We start from the raw sequence: 26,147 nt of genomic DNA, 5'->3' as shown, positions 1-26,147 counted from the left end.
CATCCGTCGGGTAGCGTCATAGGGCCACGCGCGTGGGCGTCCCAGCCGATAACCCAACCCCGGCACAGGTCGCCGCCGCTGGGGCAGCATCCGAAAAAGTTACGGATTAAGCGGAAGCAAGTGACGGGCGCGGTGGCCAATGGATCGGCCAGACTTCAGAGCCGCCCCCCTCGCGCGCGCGCGTCCCCGTCTTGTCTCCGGGTAGCAGCCCCAGCCGCCTTGCCAGCTCCAGCGCGCGCATGGACGAATCGCACAAGGCCGCGTTCGGCAAACGGTCGCCGGCACTTTGATTGCCTTGATTCTTTTTCAATCCGCCGGCCCTCGCGCGGCACGCTCAGTGTCAGGGAATGCCTACCCCAGCGCACGGCATCCGCCGACTGTTTCGCCCTGTTCTCAGGTGCAACCTGTCCGGGCTGGCAACGTGCAACGCCGAAAGGTCATCCACGTGCACGCGGGTCGCAGGGATAGCGAACCTGCCGGCAGCTCTCTACTTCGCACTCCTTCGGCTGGGCCGCGCCTTTTCCAGCGTCACAAAATGCGGCGCTCAGTCAGGGCCGCGCGCGATGGTCGACGGCAGGTTGGCACCTTGCCCTAATCTTGCGGTTCCGCCAGCAGGCGATTTTGCCGCAGGTTCGCCAGCGCCCGCGCCCGGCCTTCCGGTGTCTTGGGGCCGGTGGATCGCCCGCCGTGGAATCGGCACCTGCGCTTGCCCGGCTCGCTCTTGGCTTGGCAAGGTTGCCCGTCGCGGTGGCGCTTGGCTCCGCACTGAACGCGCAGGGCAGCCCTGCCGGACTCATACGCACCCGCGCACACGCCCGCGATGCGTGCATTTATTCCGGTCGCTCCGCCGGTCTCTTGCGCGCGTGCGGAACGCTCCACAATCGAACTCACACGCGCCCGCACGTACTGGCCGCACAATTCCGGCTCCCTGTCCGGACTCTTGGGCGGCGTCACTTCGCTGCACTTTATTCCGGTCAGCCTCGCCCATTCCGTCACGATGGCGTCCAGCATCGCGCTATTGGTCGCCGCCACGCTTCCCGGTCGCAGAGTCGCCCGCTTGGCCTCGATGGCCGCCAGTGCCGCCCTGCCGGGCATGTAGTCGATCCGCACCATGCGCGCCCGCCGATCCCGTTGCAGCCGGTTCAAGTGCGGTTTGCAGCGGGACAGGTAGCCGTCGGCGGTGGCCAATTCTTCCGGGGTCGGGCAATCGGTCATCGTTTCCTCGCGCTTCCGCCAGCAGGCGCAAGCCGTTTTGCGTGGGCCGCGATGGTCTGCGGTGCGATCCGCCAGCCCCTAAGCAAACACCATTGGGATGGTAGATATATCTGTGTAGCCGTGGCGACTACCGTGGCGGCTCGGAAAACGGCTTGACGGTAGCCGTGGCGACTACCGTAAGCCCCTCCCGTGGACATTTTTTCACCACATCGGTAGCCGTGGCAGCTACCGACCGTAGTCAAATTGACTACCGTGATTTTTCGTCCGACGTGCGCGGTTGCCATCGCATGTACGGCTTGGCCGGCTTCGCTCCCGGTGTCGCGCCCGGTTCGTTTTCCAGCCTGTAGGCCGTGGCGTGGCGCATCTTGCGGGTGAATCCCCCCGGCTCATGCACCGCGATCCAGCCCCGAGCAAGCAACGCATCGAACGCACGTTGCACCCGCCGCTGTCCGATGTTGAGCCGGCGCTCGGCCTCGCGTATCGACAGGTAAACGATGTTCCCCTGCGACGGCTGATACAGCGCGCGAAGCTCGACAAGCAACGCGCGTGCATCCGGTTCCAACGTCTGCCATGCCGGGCTGCGGGTTTCGTGGGCATACAGGCGGACGTGCGCTTCCGTGGCCGGGCCTCTCCGCTTGCGCCGGCTCATGCGTTCAACCTCCCTGCAATCGCCCCCCGTACCCCCATAGCCGGCAGGGTCACGCGCGGGCCTGCATCGCCAGCCCCGGCACGTCTGGGATCGGGTTGCAGCAGGAAACCTCGCGCGCTGCGTTGCCAGCCAGCGGCCAGCAGGTAGGTCAGGGGCAGGCATCGGCGCGTTCCCTGCCATTGCCCGGGCTCGGCATAGTCGCCCACCCGGTGCCGGTGAAACGCGCGTTCGCTTCCGAAGTAATCGCCGCAGGCTGCGCACTGGCAGCGGCAGCCCTTCAACGTCGGCCCCGTCATGGCGCACCGTCCAGCGCGGACAGCGCCACGTCCAGCAGGTCGGCAGCTTCCACGATGCCAGCCGGCGGGAAGTCTGTTTGACGCGCATACGCGCCTAGCAGGGCCATTGCACCCTGCACCGCTACCCTCGCAAGGGTCACGCCTTGAACGCCCGCCGATTGCCGGCCCCGGCGCGTTCCTGTAGCGTTCGCATCGCTCGGGCCGCTCGCCTTAGCACTCGCCCCCTGTATCCCGTCCGCCGCCAAGCTGTCCGGGATCAGGGGGTTTTCATTGGGCCAGGTCATGCCGCCCTCCCGGCATCGCGCGCTGCGATGCGTTCGGCGATCCATGCGGATACCTCATGCTCGGGCCATGCGCTGGCGCGTTCGCCCAGCTTCACGGGCTGCGGGAAGTCACCCGCCGCGATCCTGCGGTAGACCTCGCTGCGGCTCTTGCCGGTGCGCCGGCAGACTTCGCGCAGGCGTAGCAGGGTCAGGGGGTCGCCGGATGCGGTTGCGGCCAGCTCGCCATAGACCGGATTGCAGGCAAAGGCAGCCCGCCCCGGCTTCGCCGGGTTTTCGTTTTTCGCGTTCATGTCGCCCCCTTGTCAGCGTTGCGCAGTCAGCGCAGCGAGCCATTCGGAAAGGGCCGGCTCCGGGTACCGGACGGCCTTGCCGATGCGGACAAACTGCGGCCCGGTGCCCTTGCGGCGCATGGCCTGCACATGGGCAGGCGACAGCCGCAGGCGGGCGCACAAATCGCGCTCAGTCAGCAGGGAAGCGGGAGCCGCCGGAACCGGCGGATGGGTCAACAACGTCTCAACGGTCATATAGCCCTCCTTTGGGCGATATGGCCGGAAGCGGGACGCTTGCAGGCGCGATACAGTTTGTATACCGTGGCCCTGCTGGCGTGTGTCCCGCACTCCGGCATCAACTACTCAGGATGGGAACGTTCCACCTTCGGCCCTCGACGCCTGCCAGCGTCGGGGGCTTTTAGTATTTAGTGGATCATCCCCGGTTGAGCCGCTACATCTTGCGGCTAAGGCATTAGCGGTATTACTAAACATGCCTCAGCGCCAACGGTAAGAATAGAATCGGGCCAAGTCAACGCCAAAATTGGCTTGCAATTGCTTGCGTTCGCGCAAACCCACCAGCAGTGCGGGTTCCACGCGATCTGTGATCTTCCGGCATGAAACTGAATGCGGGAATGATGACGTTATGCCGCAGTCCAAACGACACAAAGGGCACTCCAAATACTCACCCTAGTTACCCCCTCAGGCCCGGCGCGGTTGTTCGACTAGCTCGCCTTGCGCTTGATCGGTATCACCTTGCCGCCCGCGCGCAGGCTGTCCACGTAGTCGGCCCACGCCTGCATCATCTTCCGGCGTTCGGCCATGTACTGCGCCCGGTTGTAGACGGCGCGCACCTTGTTCCGTTCGGCGTGCGCTAGCTGGCGCTCGATAACGTCGGGCTTCCAGCCAAGCTCATTCAGGCGCGTGGAAGCCATCGCCCGGAAGCCGTGCCCGGTCATGGTGTCGCCATCGAAGCCAAGCCGCCGCAGCGCCGCGTTCACCGTGTTTTCGCTCATTGGCCGGTCAACCGTCCGCAGGCTGGGGAACACGTAGCGGCTCCGCCCGGTCAGCGGTTGCAGGTCGCGCAGGATCGCCACCGCCTGCGATGCCAGCGGCACGATATGTTCCTCCCGCATCTTCATCTTGGCCGCAGGGATGCGCCATTCCGCCGCGTCCAGGTCTAGCTCGGCCCATTCCATGCGCCGCAGCTCGCCGGGGCGCACGAATAGCAGCGGCCCCAGCTTCAACGCCGCCGCCGTCACGGGCTGGCCTGCGTAGCCCTCCAGCGCGCGCAGCAGGTCGCCTATCTTGGCCGGGTCGGTAATGGCCGCGTGCGGCTTGGATTTCACAGGGGTCAGCGCCCCGCGCAGGTCGGCGGTCGGGTCGCGGTCGGCCCTGCCATGCGCCACGGCATAGCGGAACACCTGCCCGATGCGTTGCTTCACCCGGCGTGCGGTTTCGTGGTGCCCCTGCCCCTCGATCTTGCGCAGCGCGGACAGGATCGCCGGGGGGGTCACTTGCGCAAGCGGCAGTGGGTCTAGGCTGGGGACAAGGGACAGCAGCCATTCCGCCTTTGTAGCGGTCACGGGGGCCAGCACGTGGCGTTGCTTGCCCAGCCATTCCGCCGCCACCGCCTTGAAACTGTCCGCCGCTTCCAGCTTGTCCGCTGCTCGCTTCGCCCGCTTGTCCGCCGCAGGGTCGCCACCGTCACGGATCGCGGCGCGCGCTGCATCCCGCCGCCTGCGGGCCTCGGCCAGCGATACCTCGGGGTACTGCCCAAAGGACAGCAACCGTTCCTTGCCGGCGTGGCGGTACTTCATCCGCCACAGCTTCGCCCCGTTGTCTTTGGTCAGCAGGAACAACCCGCCGCCGTCCGCCAGCTTGCCCGGCTTCGCCGCCTTGATCGCCACCGCTGTCAGCTTGCCCGTGTCCGCCGCCATGCCGATACCCCCACCCCGATACCCCCAGCAGGGGGCCGATACCCCCAACGGTACCCCCACGTTGGCCGGGCTGCAATGGGACGCCCCGGAACGCTAGGCAACAAAAAACCCGCCTAAGTGGCGGGTTCTAAAAGGTTTCTGGGATTGCTTGGAACTTCCAGAAACATCGGATTGGTGCCCAAGAGGGGACTCGAACCCCTACGACCTAAATCGCTACCACCTCAAGGTAGTGCGTCTACCAATTCCGCCACCTGGGCAAAATTTTCGGCCTTGCGACCGCGAACCGTGATTCTAAAACGTGTCTCGCCGACCGTCATTGGCCCGGTGCAGGCGCCGGCTGGACCGGCTGGGTCTCCGCTGCCGGCGGTTGTGCGGCGGCCGTCGGAACCTGTGCGGTCGGCACTTGCGCCGCCGGCTGGGCCGGTGCCTGCTGCTGCGCCATCACGCCGAGATCGGCCTTGGCCGGGCCCTGGCGGGTGGCCTGCCGGCTGGCGTACATCGCCATGCCCATGCTGATCACGAAGAACGTGATCGCCAGCCACTTGGTGCTCTTGCTCAGGAAGTTGGACGCGCCGCGCGCGCCGAACACGGTGGCCGATGCGCCGCCGCCGAAACCGGAGCCGGCCTGCGCGCCGGAACCCTGCTGCAGCAGGACGAAGGCGATGATGGCGATGGCGACCAGCACGTACAGGATCTGGATGAATTGCAGCAACATCTGCGCGTTCTCTATGGGTGTTCAGGCCGCCGCGCGGGCGATGGCCAGGAAGTCCGCGGCCGCCAGCGAGGCGCCACCGATCAGTCCGCCGTCCACGTCGGCCTGATTGAACAGGCTGGCCGCGTTGTCGGGCTTGACGCTGCCGCCGTACAGCAGGGGCAGGGAATCGGCAATTCTAGCATCGAGCGCGGAGATTTGGCTACGAATGAAGGCGTGCACGGCCTGCGCCTGCTCCGGGCTGGCGGTGCGACCGGTGCCGATCGCCCACACCGGCTCGTAGGCCACCACCGCGTTGGCGAACGCGGCCACGCCGGCCAGCGCCAGTACCGGCGCCAGCTGCGCGGCGATCACTTCCTCGGTGCGGCCGGCTTCACGCTCTTCCAGGCTCTCGCCCACGCACAGCACCGGCACCAGCCCCGCGGCCTGCGCGGCGACAAACTTGCGCGCCACCAGTTCGCTGCTTTCGGCGTGATACTGGCGACGCTCGGAATGACCCACCAGGGTATAGCGCGCGCCGACATCGGCCAGCATCGCCGCCGCTACTTCGCCGGTGTAGGCGCCTTTGTCGTGCGCGCTCACGTCCTGCGCGCCGAAGGCCACACCATTGCCGTCGAACTTCGCCACCAGCTCGCCCAGGTACGGGTACGGCGGCAGCAACACCAATTCCACCCCGGCGACGCCTGCATCCACGATGTCGGTGACCAGTGCATGGGCGAATTCGCGGCTGCCCTGCAGCTTCCAGTTGCCGGCGACGAGTTTGCGACGCATGTGACGCTCCTTACTTCAGCTTGATTTCGCGCAGGCGTTCCTGCAGGTAGCCTTCCGCGGTAATCGGCTCCGGATAGCGGCTGGGATTGTCCGGGGTGATGCAGGACGGCAGCACGTCGATCAGGAAATCCGGGTTCGGGTGCAGGAAGAACGGGGTGGAATAGCGTGGCTGGCGCGCCTTCTCGCCCGGCGGGTTGACCACACGGTGGGTAGTGGACGGATACACGTGATTGGTCAGGCGCTGCAGCATGTCGCCGATGTTGACCACGATGGTGTCGGCATTCGCCGTGAACGGCACCCACTCGCCCTTGCGCGACAGCACTTCCAGTCCTTCCGCGCTGGCGCCCACCAGCAGGGTGATCAGGTTGATGTCCTCGTGTGCGCCGGCGCGCACGTTGGGAATGTCGTCGGTGGTGATCGGCGGGTAGTGGATCGGACGCAGGATCGAGTTGCCCGAGTCGGTCTTGTCGGCGAAATAGTTCTCCGCCAGGCCGATGTGCAGCGCCAGCGCCGACAGCACCTGCGAGCCCAGCGCATCCAGCGACTGGTACAACCCGTAGCCGACCCGCTTGAATTCTGGAATCTCCGCCGGCCACTGATTTTCCGCCATGTCGGCGGCGTACTTCGAGTCGCGCGCGATCTCGCGGCCGATGTGCCAGAACTCCTTCAGGTCGAAGTGCTTGGAGCCCTTCGCAGTCTCCACGCCGAACGGCGTATAGCCGCGCGCACCGCCGCCGCCCGCCACGTGGTAGCGCTTCTTCACCTCTTCCGGCAGCGCGAAGAACGCCTTGAAGGTGGCGTAGGCCTCGTCGATCTGCGCCTGCGGGATGCCGTGGTTGCGGATGCCGGCAAAGCCCCATTCGCGGTAGGCCGCGCCGAGTTCATCCACGAAGGCCTGGCGGTCGTCCGGGCTGGCGGGGTGGGTAAAACGGCGAATGTCGAAGCTGGGAATCTGCGAAGTCATGGCGTTTTTCCTTCCCGCAGGCGCGGGAGTCACGGCGTCTGGATCAGGCAGCGGCGCGCACGGCGTCGGCCAGCGCGGACAGGGTGGATTCGACCAGCGCGGCATCGTCGGCTTCCACCGTCACCCGCACCACCGGCTCGGTGCCGGACGGGCGCAGGAAGGCACGGCCGCGGCCTTCGACTGCGCGCTGCGCCTGCACCAACGCGGCCTGCACGCTGGCCGCTTCGGCCGGCTTGCTGCCGGTTGCAAAGCGCACGTTGACGGTCTTCTGCGGCACCTTGCGCAGGTCCTTCAGCGCATCGGCCAGGCCGATGCCGCGGCGCTGCAGCACTTCCAGCACCTGCAGCGCGCTGACGATGCCATCGCCGGTACCGGCGCGATCCAGGCACAGGATGTGTCCGCTGGCTTCGCCGCCCAGCACGCCGTCGTGGGCCAGCAGCTGCTGGTGGACGTAGCGGTCGCCGACCTTGGCGCGCACGAACGCGATCCCGCGCGCGGCCAGCGCCTGTTCGAAACCGAAGTTGGTCATCAGCGTGCCGACCACCGGGCCGCGCAGGCGGCCGCTTTCCTGCCAGTCGCAGGCCAGTACGTAGAGCAGGTCGTCGCCGTCGCAGACGCGGCCCTGCGCATCGACGAACAGTACCCGGTCGCCGTCGCCATCGAAGGCGATGCCCAGCTCGGCGCCGCTCTCGCGCACCCGCGCGGCCAGCGCCTCGGGATGGGTGGAGCCCACGCCTTCGTTGATGTTGACGCCGTTGGGGTCGATGCCGATGGCGTCCACGCGCGCTTCCAGTTCGCGCAGCACCAATGGCGCCAACTGGTAGGTGGCGCCATTGGCGCAGTCCACCACGATGCGCATGCCGCCGAGGTGGAAACCCTTGGGCACCGAATTCTTGCAGGCCTCGACGTAGCGGCCGATGGTGTCGCGGGTGCGCACCGCCTTGCCCAGCTTTTCCGAAGGCACGGTTGCGAACGGCGCGTCCAGCGCGGCCTCGATCGCCAGCTCGGTGGCATCGTCCAGCTTTTCGCCCTGCGCGGAGAAGAATTTGATGCCGTTGTCGTGGTGCGGATTGTGCGAGGCGGAAATCACGATGCCGCCGTCGGCGCGCATCGAATGGGTCAGGTGGGCCACCGCCGGGGTCGGCATCGGCCCCATCAGCTGCACGTCCACGCCGGCCGCCACCAGCCCGGCTTCCAGCGCCGCCTCGAACATGTAGTTGGAAATGCGCGTGTCCTTGCCGATCACCACCATCGGCTTGCGCCATTCCTGGCGGTCGCGCGCGGCGGCCACCAGCGCATGGCCGTAGGCATTGCCCAAGCGCAGCACGAAGTCGGCCGAGATCGGGCCTTCGCCGACCCGGCCGCGGATGCCGTCGGTGCCGAAATACCTGCGCGCGCTCACGCCGCCTCCGCGCCGCCGGCCGGGGCCGCACGCTTCATCAGCATCGCCAGCAGGTGCGCCAGCCGCTCGCGCATCTCCCGGCGGTCGACGATCTGGTCCACGGTGCCGTGCTGGAGCAGGAACTCGCTGCGCTGGAAGCCTTCCGGCAGCTTCTCGCGGACGGTCTGCTCGATCACCCGCTGCCCGGCGAAACCGATCAGGGCGCCCGGTTCGGCGATATTCAGATCGCCCAGCATCGCGAAGCTGGCCGACACGCCGCCGGTGGTGGGATGGGTCAACACGGAGATATAAGGCAACCCGGCTGCACGCAGCCGGCCCAGCGCAGCGGAGGTCTTGGCCATCTGCATCAGCGAGAACAGGCTCTCCTGCATGCGCGCGCCGCCGCTGGCGGAGAAGCACACGAACGGGCAGCGCAGTTCCAGCGCGCGTTCGGCGGCCAGGGTGAAGCGCTCGCCCACCACCGAGCCCATCGAGCCGCCCATGAAGGCGAAGTCGAACGAGGCGGCGACCAGGTCATGCCCGGCCAGCTTGCCTTCCAGCGCAACCAGCGCATCGCGTTCGCCGGTGGATTTCTGCGCGGCCTTGATGCGGTCGGAATATTTCTTCTGGTCCTTGAACTTGAGCACGTCGGTCGGGCCCAGCTCGGCGCCGATCTCGCGCGTCGCGCCATCGTCCAGCAGCGCCACCAGCCGCGCGCGGGCGCGGATCGGCATGTGGAAAGCGCACTTCGGGCAGACCTCGAGGTTCTCTTCGAGTTCGGGCCGGTACAGCACCGAGCCGCAGCGCTCGCACTTTTCCCACAGGCCTTCGGGCACGCTGCGCTTGCGCTCGCTGCCCGCGTCGGTGCGGATGCCGGTGCCCGGCATCAGTTTCTTAAGCCAGCTCATTCGTTTCGATCACCGCAGGTTGCGTCGCGCGCACGATTGCCCACTCCCATCCCGGCCGCGGCCCGGATGGCGCCCAGTCTACTACTCAGGCCGGAACGGCCAGCCCGTCCAGCGCCTCGCGCAGGGGGCGCAGGAATGCGTCCGCGCGCGCGGCGGCATCCGCCTCGTCGGCAGCGGCATCCATCGCCGACACCAGCGCACTGCCCACCACCACGCCGTCGGCATGCATCGCCATCGATGCCGCACTGGCGGCATCGCGGATGCCGAAACCGGCGAACACCGGTGCCTTCGCCATCGCCCGCACCTCCGCCAGGTGGCGGCCCGCATCGCTCACGTCCAGGTGCGCAGCACCGGTGACGCCGGCGTAGCTGACGTAATACAGATAACCGTCGGCCTGTTCGCACAGCCGCTGCAGGCGGGCATGCGGCGTGGTCGGCGAGGCCAGCGAGATCAGCGCCAGCCCTTTGTGGGCGAATGCGGCGCGGTATTCCTCGGCTTCTTCCGGCGGCAGGTCGACCAGCAGCATGCCGTCCACGCCGGCCGCCGCCGCATCGGCGGCGAACGCCGCCGCACCGCGGATCTCGACCGGATTCAGATAGCCCATCAGCACCACCGGCGTGGCCGCATCTTGCGCGCGGAACGCGCGCACGCAGTCCAGCACCCAGGCAAGCCCCGCCCCGCGCGCAAGCGCGCGCTCGGAACTGCGCTGGATCACCGGGCCGTCGGCCATCGGGTCGGAGAACGGCACGCCGAGTTCGATCACGTCCGCGCCGGCCTGGGCCAGCGCGTGCATGACCGGCACCGTCGCCGCCAGCGACGGATCGCCAGCGGTGATGAACGGCACCAGGCCCTTGCGCCCGGCCGAACGCAGCGCGTCCAGCCGTTGTTGCAGACGGATCATTCGTTGGCCGCAGCCGGCGCGTCCTTGAGACGGCCGATCTTGACACCGGCAGCCTTGTACTCGTCGGCCAGCTCGGAATCACCGACGTCGATGCCGCGCTCTTCGCCGATGCCGTCGATATGTTCGTTGAGCATGCGGCGGTACATGGTGCTCATGTAGTCGAGGAATGCGGTGCGCTCTTCGGCGGCGGCGATCGGCTTGACGTTGGCCAGGAACACGTGCGAGTTGAAGCGCGCGCTGGCGAACAGCGCGGCCAGGCTGATGTTCTTTTCGCCGTACTTCTGCGCCTGCTTGTTGGTCAGCTCGAGGTACTCGTTGACGCAGTCGAAGAACTGCGGCGGGAACTGGGTGCCGTTCTGCTGTTCGGCCGCGGGCTGGGCCTGCTGCTCTTGCTGAGCGATTTCTTCGGCCATGGCCGGACTCCTGGATAGTTGGGATGAAGTGGAACCGGGCATTCTCGCCGAAACAGGGCCACAGGCCAAATCCGGTCAAATGACGCGGAAGTGGGCAACCTGTCCCGGCGGCCCGTGCCGCGGCGTATGGTCCACCGCGGCAAGGCCGGCCGGCGGCTAGAGCGAGAGCCCCTCGCGGGCGGCGATGGTATGCACGTCCTTGTCGCCGCGGCCGGACAGGTTGCACAGCACCAGCTTGTCGCTGGGCAGCTCGCGCGCCAGCTTGATCGCCTGCGCCACCGCGTGGCTGGATTCCAGCGCAGGCAGGATGCCTTCGGTACGGGTCAGGCGGTGGAAAGCGGCCAGCGCCTCCTCGTCGGTCACGCCCAGGTACTCGGCTCGGCCCATGTCCTTCAGGAAAGCGTGCTCCGGGCCGACGCCGGGATAGTCCAGACCGGCGGAGATCGAATGGGTTTCGGTGATCTGGCCGTCGTCGTCGCAGATCACGTAGGTGCGGTTGCCGTGCAGCACGCCGACCCGGCCCGCCGCCAGCGACGCCGCGTGGCGCCCGGTGTCGATGCCCTCGCCCGCCGCTTCCGCACCGACGATGCGCACGCCCGGGTCGTTGAGGAAGGCGTGGAACAGCCCGATGGCGTTACTGCCGCCACCCACGCAGGCGGTGATGGCATCCGGCAGCCGGCCGTATTCGGCCAGCATCTGCGCGCGCGCCTCGCGGCCGACCACGGCGTTGAAGTCGCGCACCATGCGCGGGTACGGGTCGGGGCCGGCCACGGTGCCGATGATGTAGAAGGTGTCGCGCACGTTGGTCACCCAGTCGCGCATCGCCTCGTTCAGCGCGTCCTTCAGCGTCGCCGAGCCGGAGGTCACCGGCACCACCGTCGCGCCCAGCAGCTTCATCCGGTACACATTGATCTTCTGGCGCTCGATGTCGGTGGCGCCCATGTAGACCACGCACTCCAGGCCCAGCCGCGTGGCCACGGTGGCGCTGGCGACGCCGTGCTGGCCGGCGCCGGTCTCCGCGATGATGCGGGTCTTGCCCATCCGCGACGCCAGCAGCGCCTGGCCGATGGTGTTGTTGATCTTGTGCGCGCCGGTGTGGTTCAGGTCCTCGCGCTTGAGCAGGATCTGCGCGCCGCCCACCTCGCGGCTCAGGCGCTCGGCGTGGTAGATCGGGCTGGGGCGGCCGACGTAGTGCGCCAGGTCCTTGTAGAAGGCGGCGATGAAGGACGGATCGACGCGCGCGGCGTCGTAGGCATCGGCCAGTTCCTGCAGCGGGCCCATCAGGGTCTCGGCGACGAAGCGGCCGCCGTGGCGGCCGAAGTGGCCGTTGGCATCGGGCCAGGCGTGGAAATCGATGGGCGCGGCGGACGCGGCCTGGGGGCTGGAAGTGGTCACGCTGAAGTCTCCGGTGTCGGAACGCGCGCGGCGAGTCACCGCTGGCGCAGGTCGAAACGAATGGCGTGCGCCCGACGGAGGGGCGCGCAAGGCAAGCGCGGCCTTATCTCACCGCCGCCGCGGGCACGCGCCGCCATCGCCGCAGCGAGCGGCCGAAGGGTGCGCGGGGGCGGTTGGAAGTCTTCATGGCGTGGCCATAGCCTACCCGATCATGGCGCCGTCGCGTCCGCGTCGGCCGCACGCACGGCCTCCACGAACCGGCGCATGCGCAGGCCGTCCTTGATCCCCGGGGACAGTTCGATGCCGCCAGCCACGTCCACGCCCCAGGGGCGCACGGCGCGCACGGCGTCGCCGACATTGTCCGGGTCCAGGCCGCCGGCCAGCAGCCACGGCCGGTCCAGGTCGGGCGGGATGTCCGCCGCCGCCAGCCGCTGCCCGCTGCCACCGGGCGCGCCCGGCGCGTGGCCATCCAGAACGAAGCCGGCCGCGTGCGGCCAGCGCGCGCGCAGCGTGCCCGCCTCCACGCGGGCGCCGCCCAGGCCCAGCCCCTTGAGGTAGGGCAGCCCGAAACGGCGGCAGAAGGCATCGTCCTCGCTGCCGTGGAACTGCAGCAGGGTCGGCCGCGCCTCCTCGATCGCCGCGCGCACCTCGCGCTCGTCGTTGTCCATGAACAGCGCCACCAGCGTGACCAGCGGGGACAGCGCCGCGCGCACCGCTGCCGCCCGCGCCGGCGCCACCCGGCGCCGGCTGCGCGCGGCGAAGATCACCCCCACCGCGTCCACGCCCAGCTCGCAGGCCAGGCGCGCGTCGCCGGGCCGGGTCAGGCCGCAGAACTTGATGCGGGTGCGGATGTGCGATCCGGCCATGGCCTACTCGAACTCCCCGCAGGCTTCGGCCGGCAGGTTCCAGTGCGGCGGATATTTTGGCCCGAGGAACAGCAGCCCGGCCGACGGCGCGGTGGGGCCGGCGACGGTGCGGTCGCGCCCCTCCAGCAACTCGGCGATCCACGCCACCGGCCGCTCGCCACGCCCCACCACCAGCAGCGAGCCGACGATGTTGCGCACCATGTGATGCAGGAACGCATTGGCCTGCACTTCCACCACCACCTCGTCGCCGGTGCGGGTGACGGAAATCTGCTGCAGGTTGCGGCGCGCATGGGTGGCCTGGCACTGCGCGCTGCGGAAGGCGGAAAAATCGCGCTCGCCCGGCAGCGCCTGCGCGGCTTCGTGCATCGCCGCGGCGTCGAGCGGCATGCGCTCCCAGCCCAGGTACTGCCGCTCCAAACCCGGCCTCGCGCTGCGGTTGAGTATCCGGTAGCGGTAGCGGCGCGCGCGCGCCGAGAAGCGCGCATTGAAGTCATCGGCCACCGGCACGCACCACCGCACCGCCATGGTCGGCGGCAGGTTGGCGGTGGTGCCCAGGATCCAGCCGCGCGCGTCGCGGGCGGCCTCGGTATCGAAATGCACCACCTGGCAGCGCGCGTGCACGCCGGCATCGGTGCGGCCGGAGCAGACCGTGTCGATGGGCGCCGCGGCCACCTTCGACAGCGCCATCTCCAGCGCGGTCTGCAGGCTGCCGTCAGCCTCCAGCGCGCCGGCCGGGCTCAGCCGCTGCCAGCCGGAAAAGCCGCCGCCGTCGTATTCGACCCCGAGTGCCAGCCGCATCGCTTCGCTCTCGCCGGCGCGCCTCAGCCCACCAGCTTGCTGAGCATGCGCGCGGCTTCGTCGCTGACCGCTTCGTCCTCGTGGTCGAGCAGCTCCAGCAGCAGCTGCTGGGCGGAGAACTCGTCGCCCACGTCGAGGAAGGCGCGCGCCAGCTTGAAGCGCTGCTCGGGGCTGGCCTGCGCGGGCACGGCCGCCAGGTTGGGCAGATCGTCTTCCGCCAGCTGCACCTCTGCGACGGCAACGTCGGTGGCGACTTCCACTGGCGCTTCCTGCTCAGCGACCAACTGTGCCGACGGCGCGACCGGCGCTGCCGGCTCGACCTTCATCCAGCTCGAATGCCAGGCGGGCGTCTCCGCCTCTGCCTGAGGCACAACGCGCGACATGTCGATGGTCGCCTCGGCGTGGGCCTTGGGTTCGGCTGCCGGGGATGCGTCGATGGGCGCTGCCGCATCGGCAGCGTCGCGTGCATCGTCCAGCTGGATTTCCTCGCCCACGTCCTGCTGCACCGGCTCCACCTGATGCAGCGTGGGCGCGGCCATGCCGGCGGCCAGCGCCTCACTGTCGAACACGCTGCGCCGCGGCGCCGGGGCCTGCTTGCGGCGGCCGGCCACCAGCCACGCCAGCAGCGCCAGCACAACCACGCCCAGGCCACCCCACAGCCAGGGCATCATCGCGCCCTTGTCAGCGACCTCGGCGGGCGCGGCCTGCTCGGTGCCGGCCTTGGTGGCGACCGCTGCGGCCTTGGCCTGTGCCGCCTGGTTGCTCGCGGCCAGTCGCGCCTGCGCGGCGGCCAGCTCGCTGTCCTTCAGCGACAGCAGCTTCTGCTGTTCGTCCTTGAGCTTTTCCAGATCCGCCAAACGCTCCTTCAACTCGCCGATCTCGGCCGACTTGGCCGCGATGTCCTCGTCGCGCTGACGCAATTCCTGTTGCAGCATGCTGCCCTCGCCACCGGCGCTGGTGCCGGATTTGTTGCCCGTGGCCTTGCCCGGTGCCGTTGGCGGCACGATCTGCAGGCGCGCGTCTTCCCGCCGCGGCGCTGCCGCCGGGGCCGGCTTGGGCGCTGCAGCCACCGCCGCGGGCTTGACCGCGGGTGTTTTCTCGTTCGCAGCCGGCGCCGGTTTCGGCATCGCCGGTTTGCTCGCCGCAGGAGCGCTGGCGGCATTCGCAGCCGACGCGGCGTCGGGCTGGCGCACCGCGCGCCGCGCCTGCCGCCACTGGCGGGCCTGCTGGCGCACCACCTGCGCGGCTTCCTCGGCGCTGATCTTCGCCACGTCTTCGCGGCTGGGCACCCGCAGTACCGCGCCGCTGCGCAGGCGGTTGACGTCATCGCCCAGGAAGGCGTCGGGGTTGGCCTGCAGCAGCGCCAGCATGGTTTGCTCGAGGCTGAAACTGCGGCGCAGATCCATGCCGCTGGCGATCTTCGACAGCGATTCGCCGGGCTTGATCGGGCCGTACTGCATGGAAGCTGCAGCCGGCTCGGGTTCGAACGCGGAGATTGGCGCCGCCGCAACCGGCGCGGCCCGGTCCGGCTGCGACACCGGCACCGCGCCCGAAGGCGCTGGCGCTTCCACCGGCATCCGCGCAGGCGCAGGCGCGGGTGCAGGCGACGGCCGGTTGGTGGCGGCAACCGGCGCAGGCGCCAGCGGCGCCGAAGCGACCGCCACCGGCTGCGGGCGCTGCACCAGCGCCGGCACCGGGGTTTGCGGCACGCTGACCTGCGGCGGCAGCACCGCGCCGGCGGTATTGGGGGCGTCCATCAGCGCCGAGTACTCGCGCACCAGCCGGCCTGCGCCCCAATCCACCTCGATCAGGAAACTCAGCACCGGCTGTTCGATCGGCCGGATCGTGGTCACGCGGATGACCGGCCGCCCCTTGGCATCGCTGCCGAGACTGAACTGGAGGTCGGCGGCGACACCGCTGGGCGGCGCCAGGCCGACCCGGCGGAAGGTCTCCGGCGAAGCCAGCCGCGCCTGCAGCGCCGCCAGCTCACCGGGGGTGGTGGAGACGATGGGGATTTCCGCAAGCAGCGGCTGGTTGCGCTTGCTCTTGACCTGGATCTGGCCCAGGCCGAGCGCCCACGCATTCCCCGCCGCCAGCAGCAGCGCGGCTGCCACCGCCGTTCGCAATGTTCCGATCACGTGTGCTCCATCCCCCGCCCAGGCGTGGTGACTCTAGCTGCGCGCGGGCTTCGGCGGCAAGCCTTCTGCCACCAGCAGCTCGGCGATCTGCACCGCGTTGAGGGCCGCGCCCTTGCGGATGTTGTCGGCCACCACCCACAGGTTCAGCCCGCGCGGATGCGAAAAGTCCTCGCGGATGCGGCCGACGAAGACAGGATCCTTGCCCGAAGCATGGGTCACCGGCGTCGGATAGCCGCCGGCCTTGTGCTCGTCCACCACTTCCACGCCGGGCGCTTCGCGCAGCAGCGCGCGCGCTTCGTCCGCGGTGATCTTCTTCTTCGTCTCGATGTTCACCGCTTCGGAATGGCCGAAGAACACCGGCACCCGCACCGCGGTGGGGTTCACCTGGATGGACGCATCGCCGAGGATCTTCTGCGTCTCCCACACCAGCTTCATCTCTTCCTTGGTGTAGCCGTTGGGCTGGAACTCGTCGATGTGCGGGATCAGGTTGAAGGCGATCTGCACCGGGAACTTCGACGGCGCCGGGTCCTGGAAACTGAGCAGCGCCGCGGTCTGCCGGCCCAGCTCCTCCATCGCGCTGCGGCCACCGCCGGAGACCGACTGGTAGGTGGCAACGTTGACGCGCTCGATGCCGTACAGCTTGTGGATCGGCGCCAGCACCGGCATCAGCTGCATGGTGGAGCAGTTGGGATTGGCGATGATGCCGCGTGGGCGGTTGCGCACCTGCTCCGGGTTCACCTCGCTGACCACCAGCGGCACGTCGTCGTCGTAGCGGAAGGTCGAGGAGTTGTCGATCACCACCGCGCCGGCGGCGGCGAACTTCGGCGCGTACTCCTTCGACACCGAGCCACCGGCGGAGAACAGCGCGATGTCGACGCCCGAGGGGTCGAACGTCGCCAGATCCTGCACCACCAGCTCTTCGTCGCCGAACTCGACCTTGCCGCCGGCCGAGCGCTCGCTGGCCAGCGCCACCAGTTCGCCGACCGGGAAATCGCGCTCGGCCAGGATCGACAGCATCGTCTCGCCGACCGCGCCGGTCGCGCCGACCACAGCCACCTTGTATTGCTTGCTCATCTGTTGCCTCGGGATCTGCATGCGGCGCGTCGAAGCGCCTGCGGGGAATGGGGTCTGTCTGCGACTGCCGCTGCGGCGCGCTGCTGCCCGTGGGGGCCAAGCCGGCGGCGCGCCGCTATCGTTTGGTGTCGGTAATGGAGGTGGTGCCCGCGATGCGCGGCGCGACTTCGCCCACGTCGCCGCACTGCGCGCGATGGCGCAGCGCCTGGTCCATCAGCACCAGCGCCAGCATGGCCTCGCAGATGGGGGTGGCACGGATGCCGACGCAGGGGTCATGGCGGCCGGTGGTGACCACGTCCACCACGTTGCCATCCACGTCCAGCCCCTGCACCGGCAGGCGCAGGCTGGAGGTCGGCTTGAACGCCACCGACACCGACACCTGCTGGCCGGTGGAGATGCCGCCGAGGATGCCGCCGGCATGGTTGGACAGGAAGCCCGCCGGCGTCATCACGTCGCGGTGCTCGCTGCCTCTCGAAGCGACGGAGGCGAAGCCGTCGCCGATCTCCACACCCTTGACCGCGTTGATCGACATCATCGCCGCCGCCAGCTCGCCATCGAGTTTTCCGTAGATCGGCTCGCCCCAGCCCGGCGGCACGCCGTCGGCCACCACCAGCACGCGCGCGCCGACCGAATCACCGGACTTGCGCAGCGCGTCCATGTAGCTTTCAAGTTCTGACACCTGCTCCGCGCAAGGCCAGAAGAACGGGTTGCCTTCGACCGCGCTCCAGTCATGCGCGCGCGGCACGACATCGCCGATCTGGGTCATGCAGCCGCGCACGGTCACGCCGCGCTGCCCCAGCCATTTCCTGGCGATGACCGCCGCGGCCACCCGCATCGTCGTCTCGCGCGCGCTGGAACGCCCGCCGCCGCGCGGATCGCGGATGCCGTACTTCTGCCAGTAGCTGTAGTCGGCGTGGCCGGGGCGGAACTGCGCGGCGATGGCGCTGTAGTCCCTGCTGCGCTGGTCGGTATTGCGGATCAGCAGGGCGATCGGGGTGCCGGTGGTGACACCCTCGTACACGCCGGAGAGGATTTCCACCTCGTCCGCCTCGTGTCGCGCCGAGGTATGCCGGGTCTTGCCGGTGGCGCGCCGCGCGAGGTCGTGGGCGAAGTCTTCCGGTGCGATGGCAATGCCCGGCGGGCAGCCGTCGAGGACGCAGCCGATGGCCGGCCCGTGCGATTCGCCGAAGGTGGTGACGCGCAGCAGGTGGCCAAAGCTGTTCATCGAATCAGAACAGCCCCGCCGGCGGCGCACCCGCTTCACGCTCGGCGGCCAGCTGGGTGATGCGGGCGTTGTGCTCGATCAGGTCGGCGCACTCGGCCACGAAGATACCCATCTGGCCCACCTTGAACTCCACCCACGCCAGCGGCAGCTCCGGCAGCAGCTTGACCAGCGCCTGTTCGGCCTCGCCCACTTCGCAGATCAGCAGGCCGTCTTCCGACAGGTGCAGCGGCGCGTCGCGCAGGATGCGCAGGCACAGGTCCAGGCCGTCGTCGCCGGCACGCAGGCCCAGTTCCGGCTCGTGCGCGTATTCGCGCGGCAGGGCGTCGGTTTCGTCATTGGTGACGTAGGGCGGATTGGTGACGATCAGGTCGTAGCGCTCTCCGGCCAGGCCGGCGAACAGGTCGGACTTCACGAAGCGCACGTTCTGCACGTGCAGGCGTTTTTCGTTCTCGCGCGACAGTGCCAGCGCGTCGTCGCTGATGTCCACGCCGTCCACGTGCCAATCCGGGTTGTAGTGCGCCATCGCAATCGCAATACAGCCGGAGCCGGTGCACAGGTCCAGCGCGCGGCGCACATCGCGGTCACCCAGCCACGGCTGGAAGCCGGATTCGATCAGCTCGGCAATCGGCGAGCGCGGCACCAGCGCGCGCGGGTCGGACTTGAAACTCAACCCGGCGAACCAGGCCTCGCCGGTCAGGTAGCAGGCCGGGATGCGCTCCTCGATGCGGCGCAGGAACAGCCCCAGCACGTCTTCCTTCTCCGCCTCGGTGACGCGGGCGTTGCCGTACACCGGCGACAGGTCGTGCGGCAGGTGCAGGGCGTGCAGGGTCAGCTGGGTCGCCTCGTCCAGCGCATTGTCGAAGCTGTGGCCGAAAGTCAGGCCCGCCGCGTTGAACCGGCTGGCGCCGTAGCGGATCAGGTCGATGATGGTCTGCAGTTCCTGGGACATGGCGGCAACAGCTGGGCAAGGCGCTGAAGTATAGCGGTGGCACCCCGGTATCATGGCGGGCCGCTTCCATGCCAGACGGTCATGTCCCGACGCCTTGTTCTCCTGCTGATCGTCGCTGCCCTTGCCGGCGCGCTGGGCCTGTGGGCCGCGCAGCGCATGCACGCGCCGGCCGCGCCCGCCCTGCCCGCCACCCGCGCGGTGACCCTGCTGCCCACCCCGCGCGAGTTGCCGGCGTTCGCGCTGCAGCAGGAGGGGGGCAAGGTGCTGGACAAGGCGGCGCTGGAAGGCCACTGGACGGTGGTGTTCCTGGGCTTCACCCACTGCCCGGACGTCTGCCCCACCACCTTGGCCGAACTGGCCGGGGCGCAGAAGCAATGGGCGGCGCTGCCCGCGGACATCCGCCCGCGCGTGCTGTTCGTCTCCGCCGACCCGGAGCGCGACACCCCGCAGCTGGTGGCCCAGTACGCCCGCGCCTTCCATCCCGATTCGTTGGCCGCCACCGCGCCGCTGCCGCAGCTGGAGGCGTTCGCCCGCTCGCTGTCGCTGGTGTTCATGAAGGTGCCCGGCGCCAGCGGCGATCCGGCCGACTACAGCATCGACCACAGCGCCGCGCTGGTGCTGCTGGATCCGCAGGCGCGCATGGCCGGGGTGACCCAGCCGCCGTTCGACGTGAAGGGCATTGCCGCCGACCTTGAAATGCTGACCAAGGCCGCCCGATGAGCCCGATCACCGCCCTCACCTATGTGCTGCCGCATCGCCTGCTGTCCTCGCTGGCGCGGCGGCTGGCCTATTCCACAAACCGCGGGCTCAAGCAGTGGCTGATCGACACCGTCACCCGCCGGTTCGGCGTGGACCTGTCGGAAGCCGCGGAGCCCGATCCCACCGCCTACCCCAGCTTCAACGCCTTCTTCACCCGCGCGCTGAAGCCCGGCGCGCGCACGCCCGACGCCGACCCGCGCGCCCTGCTGATGCCGGCCGACGGCCACATCAGCCAGTGCGGGTCGATCGTCGAAGGTCGCATCTTCCAGGCCAAGGGCCAGGGCTTCACCGCCGCCGAATTGCTGGGCAGCGAGGCGGATGCCGCGCCGTTCCGCGACGGCAGCTTCGCCACCGTGTACCTGTCCCCGCGCGACTACCACCGCGTGCACATGCCGTGGACCGGGACCCTGCGCGAAACCGTGCACGTTCCCGGCCGGCTGTTCTCGGTGGGCACCGACGCGGTGGCCAGCGTGCCGCGCCTGTTCGCCCGCAACGAGCGCCTGGTCTGCCACTTCGACACCGACTTCGGCCCGATGGTGCAGGTGATGGTGGGCGCGCTGCTGGTGTCCGGCGTGGAAACCGTGTGGGGCGGCGTGGAAATCCCCGCCTACGGCGATGCCATCACCCGCAGGGACTACCGCGGCAAGGGCATCAGCCTGGAACGCTTCGCGGAAATGGCGCGTTTCAACTACGGCAGCACCGTGATCGTGCTGCTGCCCCCGGGCGTGGCCACGCTCAGCCCCAACCTGCATGCGGAATCCCCCGTGCGCCTGGGCCAGTGCCTGGCTACCCGCGACTGAGGCGGATCAGCGCGCCGCCCGTTCGAAGCCGAACAGCGCCCTCAGCGGATGCTTGCGGCGCTCGATGATGGCGCGCAGCAGGCCGGCACCCAGCATCGAATAGGTGATGCCGTTGCCGCCGTAGGCCATCGCGAACAGCACCCGCGGGCCGTGCTGCGGGTGCGGCCCGAACCACGGCAGGCCGTCTTCGGTTTCGGCAAAGGTGCCACCCCACGCGAACGCGGGCGTGACCGGCAGGTGCGGGAGCATCGCGGCGACCCGTTTGGCCAGTTTGCGCGCCCTGCGATCCACTACGGCATCGCGGCGGGCGGGGATATCGATCGCGTCGTCTTCTCCCCCCACCAGCAGGCGGCCGTCGCTGGTGGTGCGCAGGTACAGATAGGGCCGCGCGGTTTCCCAGACCAGCGTGTGGCGCAGCGGGCCCAGCAGGTCCGGGGCGATGGGATCGGTGACGAAGGCATAGCTGCTGCGGTTGACCGCCACCTTGCGGTCGATCAGGCCCTGCGCCTGGTAGCCGGTGGCCATCACCAGATGCTTCGCCTTCACGAGAGTGCCGTCGGCGCACTCCAGTTCCACGCCGCGCACGCGCGGGGTGAAGCGCACCACGGTGGTGCGGTCGTGCACCGCCACCCCGCGCCGCTCCAGTTTCACCAGCAGGCGGTAGGCCAAGCGGTAGGGATCCACGCGCGCGGCGTCGGCGGACAGGATCGCGGCGGGCGCATCGAACCCGAAGCGTTCCCGCACCCGCCCGGCGTCCAGCCAGGCGACATCCAGGCCATGTTGCCGCCGCAGTGCGAATTCCGATCGCAGCGACGGCAGGTCGCGCCGGCGGCTGGCGAAATACAGGCTGCGGGCCCGCGCGAAGCCGACGTTGCCGGCGTATCGCGCCACATCCTGCAGACGGTCGATGGCCTCCACGCAGCTGCGGTAGGCCAGCACCGCGTCGGCCTCGCCGTAGCGGTCGCGCAGGTCGGTCATGTGGGTGTCGATCTCGTACTGCAGCATCGCCGTGCTGGCGGCGGTGCTGCCCCAGCCCACGTCGCGCGCGTCCAGCACGCACACGGAATGGCCATGGTCGGCCAACTCGCTGGCGATCAGGGCGCCGGTGATGCCCGCGCCCATGATGGCCACGTCGCAGTGCGTGTCCCGCGCCAGCGGCGGGAAGGCGTGCAGCAGTCCGTTGCTGACCGCCCAGAAGGGATAGCCGCTTTTCAGATCCATGAGGTTCGCTGTGCTCCGGCCTCGCCGCAGCGGCGATTAGCCGGCATGCCGCGTGCAAACAACGTCAACAACCCGCGTCGTTTCCCCCGCTTCACATGCCGTGGCGGACCCTTGGGAACTCCCCCGCCAAGGAAACGCGCATGGCCACCAGGAAGACCCCCGCCCGCCCCGAGCAGAAACCGCGCAAGGCCGACGCGCCGCCACGTCGCGGCAACGGCGGCGAGCCCCGCCAACAGGCCGAGGACGGCTACGACACGTTGACCACCGCCCAGGGCATCCCGGTCTCGGACAACCAGAATTCGCTGCGCGCCTTCGAGCGCGGGCCGACGCTGCTGGAGGATTTCATCCTCCGCGAGAAGATCACCCACTTCGACCATGAGCGCATTCCCGAACGCGTCGTGCACGCGCGCGGCTCCGGTGCCCACGGCTATTTCCAGCTCAACAAGTCGCTGGCGAAATACACCACCGCGCGCCTGTTCACCGAGACCAAGGTGCGCACGCCGGTGTTCGCCCGCTTCTCCACGGTCGCCGGCGGCGCCGGCAGCGTGGACACCCCGCGCGATGTGCGCGGCTTCGCGGTGAAGTTCTACACGCAGGAAGGCAACTTCGACCTGGTGGGCAACGACTTCCCCGTTTTCGCCATCCAGGACGCGATGAAATTCCCGGATTTCATCCATGCGGTGAAGATGGAGCCCGACCGCGCCTTCCCGCAGGCCGCCAGCGCCCACGACACCTTCTGGGACTTCGTTTCGCTCACCCCGGAAACCTGGCACATGACCCTGTGGGCCATGTCCGACCGCGGCCTGCCGCGCAGCCTGCGGATGATCGAAGGCTTCGGCATCCACACCTTCCGCCTGGTGGACAAGGACGGGCGCTCGACCTTCGTGAAGTTCCACTGGCGGCCGCAGCTGGGTGTGCAGTCGCACATCTGGGACGAGCACATGAAGATCCAGCACGCCGACAACGACTTCCATCGCCGCGACCTGTTCGAGGCGATCCAGGCCGGCGACTTCCCGGCCTGGGACCTGGGCGTGCAGCTGTTCACCGAGGAACAGGCGGCCGAATTCCCGTTCGACCACCTGGACGCCACCAAGCTGATCCCCGAGGAACTGGTGCCGGTGCAGCTGATCGGCACCATGGTGCTGGACCGCTGGCCCGACAATTTCTTCGCCGAGACCGAGCAGGTGGCCTTCTGCCCGGCGAACATGATCCCCGGCATCGATTTCTCCGACGATCCGCTGCTGCAGGGGCGCCTGTTCTCCTACCTCGATACGCAGCTGTTGCGCTTGGGTGGGCCGAACTTCACCCATCTGCCGATCAACGCGCCCAAGTGCCCGTTCGCCAACCACCAGCGCGACGGCCACATGCAGACGATGGTGCCCAAGGGCCGCGCCGCCTACGATCCGAATTCGCTTTCGCAGCCCGGCGACACCACCGCGCGGGAAACCGCGGCCGGCTTCCGCAGTTTCCGTGCCGCCGCCGGGGAAGATGGCAAGCAGCGCATCCGCGCCGAACTGTTCGCCGACCATTTCAGCCAGCCGCGCATGTTCTGGAACAGCCTGACCGACATCGAACGCGCGCACGTGGTGTCCGCGCTGGTGTTCGAGCTGTCGAAGGTGGAGAGCGAGCACATCGTCGTGCGCACCGTGGCGCAGGCGCGCAACATCGACGAGGCGCTGGCGCAACGCGTCGCCGACGGCCTAGGCATGCCGCTGCCGCCGCGCATCCCGCCGGCGCGTGAACCGATCGACATGGCCCCCTCCCCGGCCCTGTCCATCCTGCTCAACGCCAAGGAAACCCTGCAGGGACGCGCCATCGGCATCCTTGTGTCGGAAGGCAGCGACGTCGCGCAGGTCAACGCGCTGCGCAAGGCCGCGGAGAAGGCCGGCGCGCAGGTCAAGCTGATCGGGCCGAAGCTGCACATGGCGCTCTCGGACGGCAAGCCCCGGCGCCTGGACGGCAAGGTCGATGGCATGCCGTCGCTGATCTTCGACGCCGTGGCCAGCGTGCTGACGATGGAAGAAGCGAAGAAGCTCGCCCGGGAAGCCGCGGTGATCGACTTCTTCCGCGATGCCTTCGGCCACCTGAAGGCGATCGCCGCCTGCGGCGGCACGCGCGAGCACATCCTCAAGGCCGCCGGGATCAAGCCGGATGCCGGCGTGGTGCAGCCGGAGGACACGGCCGGCTTCATCGCCGCGGCCAAGGTGCGGCAGTGGGCGCGCGAGCCCAAGGTCCGCACGCTGCCCTGAGCCACACCTGCAAAGGCCCGCCCCACGAAAAAGGGCGGGCCTTTGCCTTGTCAGGAGAACCGGAGGCGCGTTGCCGCCGGCGCGGGCGCGAAATCAAGGAGAAGATGCCGACGCCATGTCGGCATCGGGGGACATTCGCGCCCGCGCCGGCGGCAACGCGCCCCTCCGCAGTCCGGCCTGTATGTCCGGCGTTTCAGCCCGTGCCCGGCGTTTCCTTCGGCTTGGCGCGCCGGTCGCGCAGCAGCGCGCTGATCACGATGGCCAGCCCCAGCACCGCCGCCGCCACGAAGAACACCAGCGCGATGGCCGGATAGCCGAACAGGCGGGCGCCGCCTTCCTGGCGCATCAGCATGGCCGACGCCAGGATCAGCGCGGCCACGATGATGCCGGTGCTGATGCGGTTGGCGATCTTCTGCATGTTCTCCATCAGGCGGGATTCCTCCAGCCCGGTGACCTTCACCTGCATCCGGTTGTCGGCCAGCAGGGTCAGGATGTCGGAGACGCGGCGCGGCGCACCGCGCACCAGCGCCTGCAGCTCCATCGCCTCGCTGGCCAGGTTGGCCGGCGAGAACGACTTCTTCAGCCGCTGGCGCATGACGTGTTCGAGGTGGTCTTCCACCACCCGCTTCACGTCCAGCTCCGGGTCCAAGCCGTTGCAGACCGCTTCCAGGTTGAGCAGGGTCTTGCCCAGCAGGCTCAGTTCCGGCGGCGTGCGCAGGCCGCAGGCGCTGCCCAGCAGCACCAGGTCCAGCACCATCCGGCCTTCCGGCTGGGTGCGCCCGCCGGTCATCGCGGCGTAGCGGGCGATCATCTGCCCCACTTCGCGGTGATAACGCTCGTTGTCGAAGTTTTCCAGCCGCGTGCCCATGGCGATGGCCTCGGCGGCCACGTCCTCGCCACGGCCGTCCACCGCGGCAAACAACAGCTTCAGCAGTTGCTCGCGCCGGCGCGGCGGGATGTGCGCCACCATGCCCAGGTCCAGCAGCGCGATGCGGCCGTCCGGGGTCAGCAGCAGGTTGCCGGGGTGCGGATCGGCGTGGACCTCGCCATGCACGAACACCATGTCCAGGTAGGCGCGCATGACGGTTTCCGCCAGCGCGCCCAGGTCCTGCTCGGTGCGGCGCAGGCCGGAGATCGCGGTGACCTTGATGCCATCGGCCAGGTCCATGGTGAGCACGCGCTCGCGGGTGTAGTCCCACACCGGTTGCGGCACCACGATCTCGGGGTACTTGGCGAAATGGTTGCCGAAGCGCACCAGGTTGTCGGCCTCCACCCGGTAGTCCAGTTCGGCCAGCAGCGACTTGCGGAATTCGTGCACCCAGTCGGCAAAACCCACGCGGCGGCCGACGTCGGTCCAGCGGTCGGCGCGCGCGGCAATGTCCGCCATCGCATCCAGATCGGCCACGATGGCCTGCAGCACGCCGGGGCGCTGCACCTTGACCGCCACCGGGCGGCCGTCACGCAGGTGGGCGCGGTGCACCTGGGCCAGCGAGGCGGCGCCCAGCGGCTCGGGGTCGAAGTCGGCGAAGGCCTGCGACAGCTTCACCCCCAGCGCCTCCTCCACCAGCGCGCGCACGTCCTCCACCGGCATGGGAGACACATCGTCCTGGATGCGCTCCAACGCGACCAGATACTCCGGCGGCAACATGTCGGGCCGGGTGGAGAGTGCCTGCCCCAGCTTGATGAAGGTGGGGCCCAGTGCCTCCAGGTCGTCCACGAAGGCCTCGGGCCCGGCCTCGCTGTCCGACTGCACGGCGGGGGCTTCGCCGAGATCCCCATCCAGTCCCGCGAACACGCCGGCACGGCGGTATTTCAGCAGGAAGCCCAGGATCTGCGCGGTGCGCGCAATCCCGGTGGACGGGGTGGCAGTGGGGTTGTCGGGCACCTTGAACGGTGCGATCGGGGTTTCCGGCACGTCCTGCGGATGATGCGGATCTGGCATGGCGGGTCCATTCGATGAGTGGGCCGCCACG

The 26,147-nt window shown here is 69.0% G+C and carries 24 protein-coding genes and 1 tRNA gene; 3 read left to right on the top strand and 22 right to left on the bottom strand.

The genetic code is table 11. The features are described 5' to 3' along the window. Positions 1-591: 591 nt before the first annotated feature. The 20 genes from G582_RS17870 to prmB form a co-directional block, all read right to left on the bottom strand. Positions 592-1,215 (bottom strand): HGGxSTG domain-containing protein, encoded by a 624-nt coding sequence (locus G582_RS17870; protein ID WP_156880311.1) that lies wholly within the window; start codon positions 1,213-1,215, stop codon positions 592-594. A 247-nt stretch (positions 1,216-1,462) separates the two neighbouring features. Then, positions 1,463-1,864 carry a helix-turn-helix domain-containing protein gene (locus G582_RS0106090; RefSeq protein WP_028839078.1) on the bottom strand — a complete coding sequence of 134 codons (402 nt, stop codon included), beginning with the start codon at positions 1,862-1,864 and terminating at the stop codon, positions 1,463-1,465. Positions 1,865-2,440: 576 nt separating this feature from the next. Continuing rightward, positions 2,441-2,734 carry a helix-turn-helix transcriptional regulator gene (locus G582_RS0106080; protein ID WP_083961015.1) on the bottom strand — a complete coding sequence of 98 codons (294 nt, stop codon included), beginning with the start codon at positions 2,732-2,734 and terminating at the stop codon, positions 2,441-2,443. Positions 2,735-2,746: 12 nt separating this feature from the next. Next, on the bottom strand, positions 2,747-2,968 hold the full coding sequence (locus tag G582_RS17865) for a helix-turn-helix transcriptional regulator (protein WP_156880309.1): 222 nt from the start codon (positions 2,966-2,968) through the stop codon (positions 2,747-2,749). Positions 2,969-3,435: 467 nt separating this feature from the next. After that, entirely contained in the window at positions 3,436-4,650 is a 1,215-nt protein-coding gene (locus G582_RS0106070; protein ID WP_028839076.1) for a tyrosine-type recombinase/integrase, read from the bottom strand. Between the two features lie 172 nt (positions 4,651-4,822). Next, positions 4,823-4,907, bottom strand: a tRNA-Leu gene (locus G582_RS0106065). Positions 4,908-4,963: 56 nt separating this feature from the next. Beyond that, entirely contained in the window at positions 4,964-5,365 is a 402-nt protein-coding gene (gene secG, locus G582_RS0106060; protein WP_028839075.1) for a preprotein translocase subunit SecG, read from the bottom strand. A gap of 21 nt (positions 5,366-5,386) precedes the next feature. Beyond that, positions 5,387-6,133, bottom strand: coding sequence for a triose-phosphate isomerase (gene tpiA, locus G582_RS0106055; RefSeq protein WP_028839074.1), 747 nt, complete (start codon positions 6,131-6,133; stop codon positions 5,387-5,389). Between the two features lie 10 nt (positions 6,134-6,143). Further along, the gene (locus G582_RS0106050) at positions 6,144-7,097 is read right to left on the bottom strand and encodes an isopenicillin N synthase family dioxygenase (RefSeq protein WP_028839073.1); all 954 of its coding nucleotides are present in this window, start codon (positions 7,095-7,097) and stop codon (positions 6,144-6,146) included. 43 nt (positions 7,098-7,140) lie between these two features. After that, positions 7,141-8,499 carry a phosphoglucosamine mutase gene (gene glmM / locus G582_RS0106045; RefSeq protein WP_028839072.1) on the bottom strand — a complete coding sequence of 453 codons (1,359 nt, stop codon included), beginning with the start codon at positions 8,497-8,499 and terminating at the stop codon, positions 7,141-7,143. Next, positions 8,496-9,386, bottom strand: a complete 891-nt coding sequence (gene accD, locus G582_RS0106040; protein WP_028839071.1) for an acetyl-CoA carboxylase, carboxyltransferase subunit beta — start codon at positions 9,384-9,386, stop codon at positions 8,496-8,498. Before accD ends, glmM begins: the two co-directional genes overlap by 4 nt. Positions 9,387-9,471: 85 nt before the next feature. Next, entirely contained in the window at positions 9,472-10,287 is an 816-nt protein-coding gene (trpA, locus tag G582_RS0106035) for a tryptophan synthase subunit alpha (protein WP_028839070.1), read from the bottom strand. Beyond that, positions 10,284-10,700, bottom strand: coding sequence for a DUF3144 domain-containing protein (locus G582_RS0106030; RefSeq protein ID WP_028839069.1), 417 nt, complete (start codon positions 10,698-10,700; stop codon positions 10,284-10,286). The genes trpA and G582_RS0106030 overlap by 4 nt, the downstream gene beginning before the upstream one ends. A gap of 156 nt (positions 10,701-10,856) precedes the next feature. Further along, on the bottom strand, positions 10,857-12,095 hold the full coding sequence (trpB, locus tag G582_RS0106025; RefSeq protein ID WP_038053146.1) for a tryptophan synthase subunit beta: 1,239 nt from the start codon (positions 12,093-12,095) through the stop codon (positions 10,857-10,859). A gap of 209 nt (positions 12,096-12,304) precedes the next feature. Then, positions 12,305-12,961 (bottom strand): phosphoribosylanthranilate isomerase, encoded by a 657-nt coding sequence (locus G582_RS0106020; RefSeq protein ID WP_028839067.1) that lies wholly within the window; start codon positions 12,959-12,961, stop codon positions 12,305-12,307. A 3-nt stretch (positions 12,962-12,964) separates the two neighbouring features. Further along, positions 12,965-13,759 carry a tRNA pseudouridine(38-40) synthase TruA gene (truA, locus tag G582_RS0106015; RefSeq protein WP_028839066.1) on the bottom strand — a complete coding sequence of 265 codons (795 nt, stop codon included), beginning with the start codon at positions 13,757-13,759 and terminating at the stop codon, positions 12,965-12,967. Positions 13,760-13,782: 23 nt separating this feature from the next. Continuing rightward, positions 13,783-15,897: a type IV pilus assembly protein FimV gene (locus G582_RS0106010; RefSeq protein ID WP_156880307.1), complete on the bottom strand. Its 2,115-nt coding sequence runs from the start codon at positions 15,895-15,897 to the stop codon at positions 13,783-13,785. A gap of 33 nt (positions 15,898-15,930) precedes the next feature. Then, complete coding sequence (locus G582_RS0106005) at positions 15,931-16,971, bottom strand: aspartate-semialdehyde dehydrogenase (protein ID WP_038053100.1); 1,041 nt, start codon at positions 16,969-16,971, stop codon at positions 15,931-15,933. A gap of 115 nt (positions 16,972-17,086) precedes the next feature. Continuing rightward, the gene (aroC, locus tag G582_RS0106000) at positions 17,087-18,196 is read right to left on the bottom strand and encodes a chorismate synthase (protein WP_028839063.1); all 1,110 of its coding nucleotides are present in this window, start codon (positions 18,194-18,196) and stop codon (positions 17,087-17,089) included. 4 nt (positions 18,197-18,200) lie between these two features. Then, entirely contained in the window at positions 18,201-19,145 is a 945-nt protein-coding gene (gene prmB, locus G582_RS0105995) for a 50S ribosomal protein L3 N(5)-glutamine methyltransferase (RefSeq protein ID WP_028839062.1), read from the bottom strand. A gap of 81 nt (positions 19,146-19,226) precedes the next feature. On the opposite strand from prmB, the gene G582_RS0105990 reads away from it, so the two are divergent. Then, a complete protein-coding gene (locus tag G582_RS0105990; RefSeq protein WP_028839061.1) occupies positions 19,227-19,865 on the top strand; it encodes an SCO family protein in 639 nt (212 codons plus the stop codon). After that, positions 19,862-20,704 (top strand): archaetidylserine decarboxylase, encoded by an 843-nt coding sequence (gene asd, locus G582_RS0105985; RefSeq protein ID WP_028839060.1) that lies wholly within the window; start codon positions 19,862-19,864, stop codon positions 20,702-20,704. Before G582_RS0105990 ends, asd begins: the two co-directional genes overlap by 4 nt. Positions 20,705-20,710: 6 nt before the next feature. On the opposite strand, the gene G582_RS0105980 is transcribed toward asd, so the two are convergent. Beyond that, the gene (locus G582_RS0105980) at positions 20,711-21,925 is read right to left on the bottom strand and encodes an NAD(P)/FAD-dependent oxidoreductase (protein ID WP_028839059.1); all 1,215 of its coding nucleotides are present in this window, start codon (positions 21,923-21,925) and stop codon (positions 20,711-20,713) included. A gap of 140 nt (positions 21,926-22,065) precedes the next feature. Between G582_RS0105980 and G582_RS0105975 the strand changes: the two genes are divergently transcribed. Next, positions 22,066-24,174: a catalase gene (locus G582_RS0105975; RefSeq protein WP_028839058.1), complete on the top strand. Its 2,109-nt coding sequence runs from the start codon at positions 22,066-22,068 to the stop codon at positions 24,172-24,174. A gap of 193 nt (positions 24,175-24,367) precedes the next feature. On the opposite strand, the gene G582_RS0105970 is transcribed toward G582_RS0105975, so the two are convergent. Then, positions 24,368-26,116, bottom strand: coding sequence for an ABC1 kinase family protein (locus tag G582_RS0105970; RefSeq protein ID WP_083961011.1), 1,749 nt, complete (start codon positions 26,114-26,116; stop codon positions 24,368-24,370). Between the last annotated feature and the right edge of the window lie 31 nt (positions 26,117-26,147).

The organism is Thermomonas fusca DSM 15424, assembly GCF_000423885.1.
Taxonomy (GTDB): Bacteria; Pseudomonadota; Gammaproteobacteria; order Xanthomonadales; family Xanthomonadaceae; genus Thermomonas; species Thermomonas fusca.
The sequence above is the reverse complement of the archived record's forward strand: the minus strand, read 5'-3'. Positions and strand labels throughout refer to the sequence as shown.

Coding starts and splice junctions, on each gene's coding strand:
- G582_RS0106020 (WP_028839067.1), bottom strand. CDS start 12,961: ATGGCCGGATCGCACATCCGCACCCGCATCAAGTTCTGCGGCCTGACC.
- G582_RS0105980 (WP_028839059.1), bottom strand. CDS start 21,925: ATGGATCTGAAAAGCGGCTATCCCTTCTGGGCGGTCAGCAACGGACTG.
- G582_RS0106005 (WP_038053100.1), bottom strand. CDS start 16,971: ATGAGCAAGCAATACAAGGTGGCTGTGGTCGGCGCGACCGGCGCGGTC.
- G582_RS0105975 (WP_028839058.1), top strand. CDS start 22,066: ATGGCCACCAGGAAGACCCCCGCCCGCCCCGAGCAGAAACCGCGCAAG.
- G582_RS0106080 (WP_083961015.1), bottom strand. CDS start 2,734: ATGAACGCGAAAAACGAAAACCCGGCGAAGCCGGGGCGGGCTGCCTTT.
- G582_RS0106050 (WP_028839073.1), bottom strand. CDS start 7,097: ATGACTTCGCAGATTCCCAGCTTCGACATTCGCCGTTTTACCCACCCC.
- G582_RS0106090 (WP_028839078.1), bottom strand. CDS start 1,864: ATGAGCCGGCGCAAGCGGAGAGGCCCGGCCACGGAAGCGCACGTCCGC.
- G582_RS0105990 (WP_028839061.1), top strand. CDS start 19,227: ATGTCCCGACGCCTTGTTCTCCTGCTGATCGTCGCTGCCCTTGCCGGC.
- truA (WP_028839066.1), bottom strand. CDS start 13,759: ATGCGGCTGGCACTCGGGGTCGAATACGACGGCGGCGGCTTTTCCGGC.
- G582_RS0106070 (WP_028839076.1), bottom strand. CDS start 4,650: ATGGCGGCGGACACGGGCAAGCTGACAGCGGTGGCGATCAAGGCGGCG.
- prmB (WP_028839062.1), bottom strand. CDS start 19,145: ATGTCCCAGGAACTGCAGACCATCATCGACCTGATCCGCTACGGCGCC.
- asd (WP_028839060.1), top strand. CDS start 19,862: ATGAGCCCGATCACCGCCCTCACCTATGTGCTGCCGCATCGCCTGCTG.
- G582_RS0105970 (WP_083961011.1), bottom strand. CDS start 26,116: ATGCCAGATCCGCATCATCCGCAGGACGTGCCGGAAACCCCGATCGCA.
- trpA (WP_028839070.1), bottom strand. CDS start 10,287: ATGATCCGTCTGCAACAACGGCTGGACGCGCTGCGTTCGGCCGGGCGC.
- G582_RS17865 (WP_156880309.1), bottom strand. CDS start 2,968: ATGACCGTTGAGACGTTGTTGACCCATCCGCCGGTTCCGGCGGCTCCC.
- secG (WP_028839075.1), bottom strand. CDS start 5,365: ATGTTGCTGCAATTCATCCAGATCCTGTACGTGCTGGTCGCCATCGCC.
- accD (WP_028839071.1), bottom strand. CDS start 9,386: ATGAGCTGGCTTAAGAAACTGATGCCGGGCACCGGCATCCGCACCGAC.
- G582_RS0106030 (WP_028839069.1), bottom strand. CDS start 10,700: ATGGCCGAAGAAATCGCTCAGCAAGAGCAGCAGGCCCAGCCCGCGGCC.
- aroC (WP_028839063.1), bottom strand. CDS start 18,196: ATGAACAGCTTTGGCCACCTGCTGCGCGTCACCACCTTCGGCGAATCG.
- G582_RS17870 (WP_156880311.1), bottom strand. CDS start 1,215: ATGACCGATTGCCCGACCCCGGAAGAATTGGCCACCGCCGACGGCTAC.
- tpiA (WP_028839074.1), bottom strand. CDS start 6,133: ATGCGTCGCAAACTCGTCGCCGGCAACTGGAAGCTGCAGGGCAGCCGC.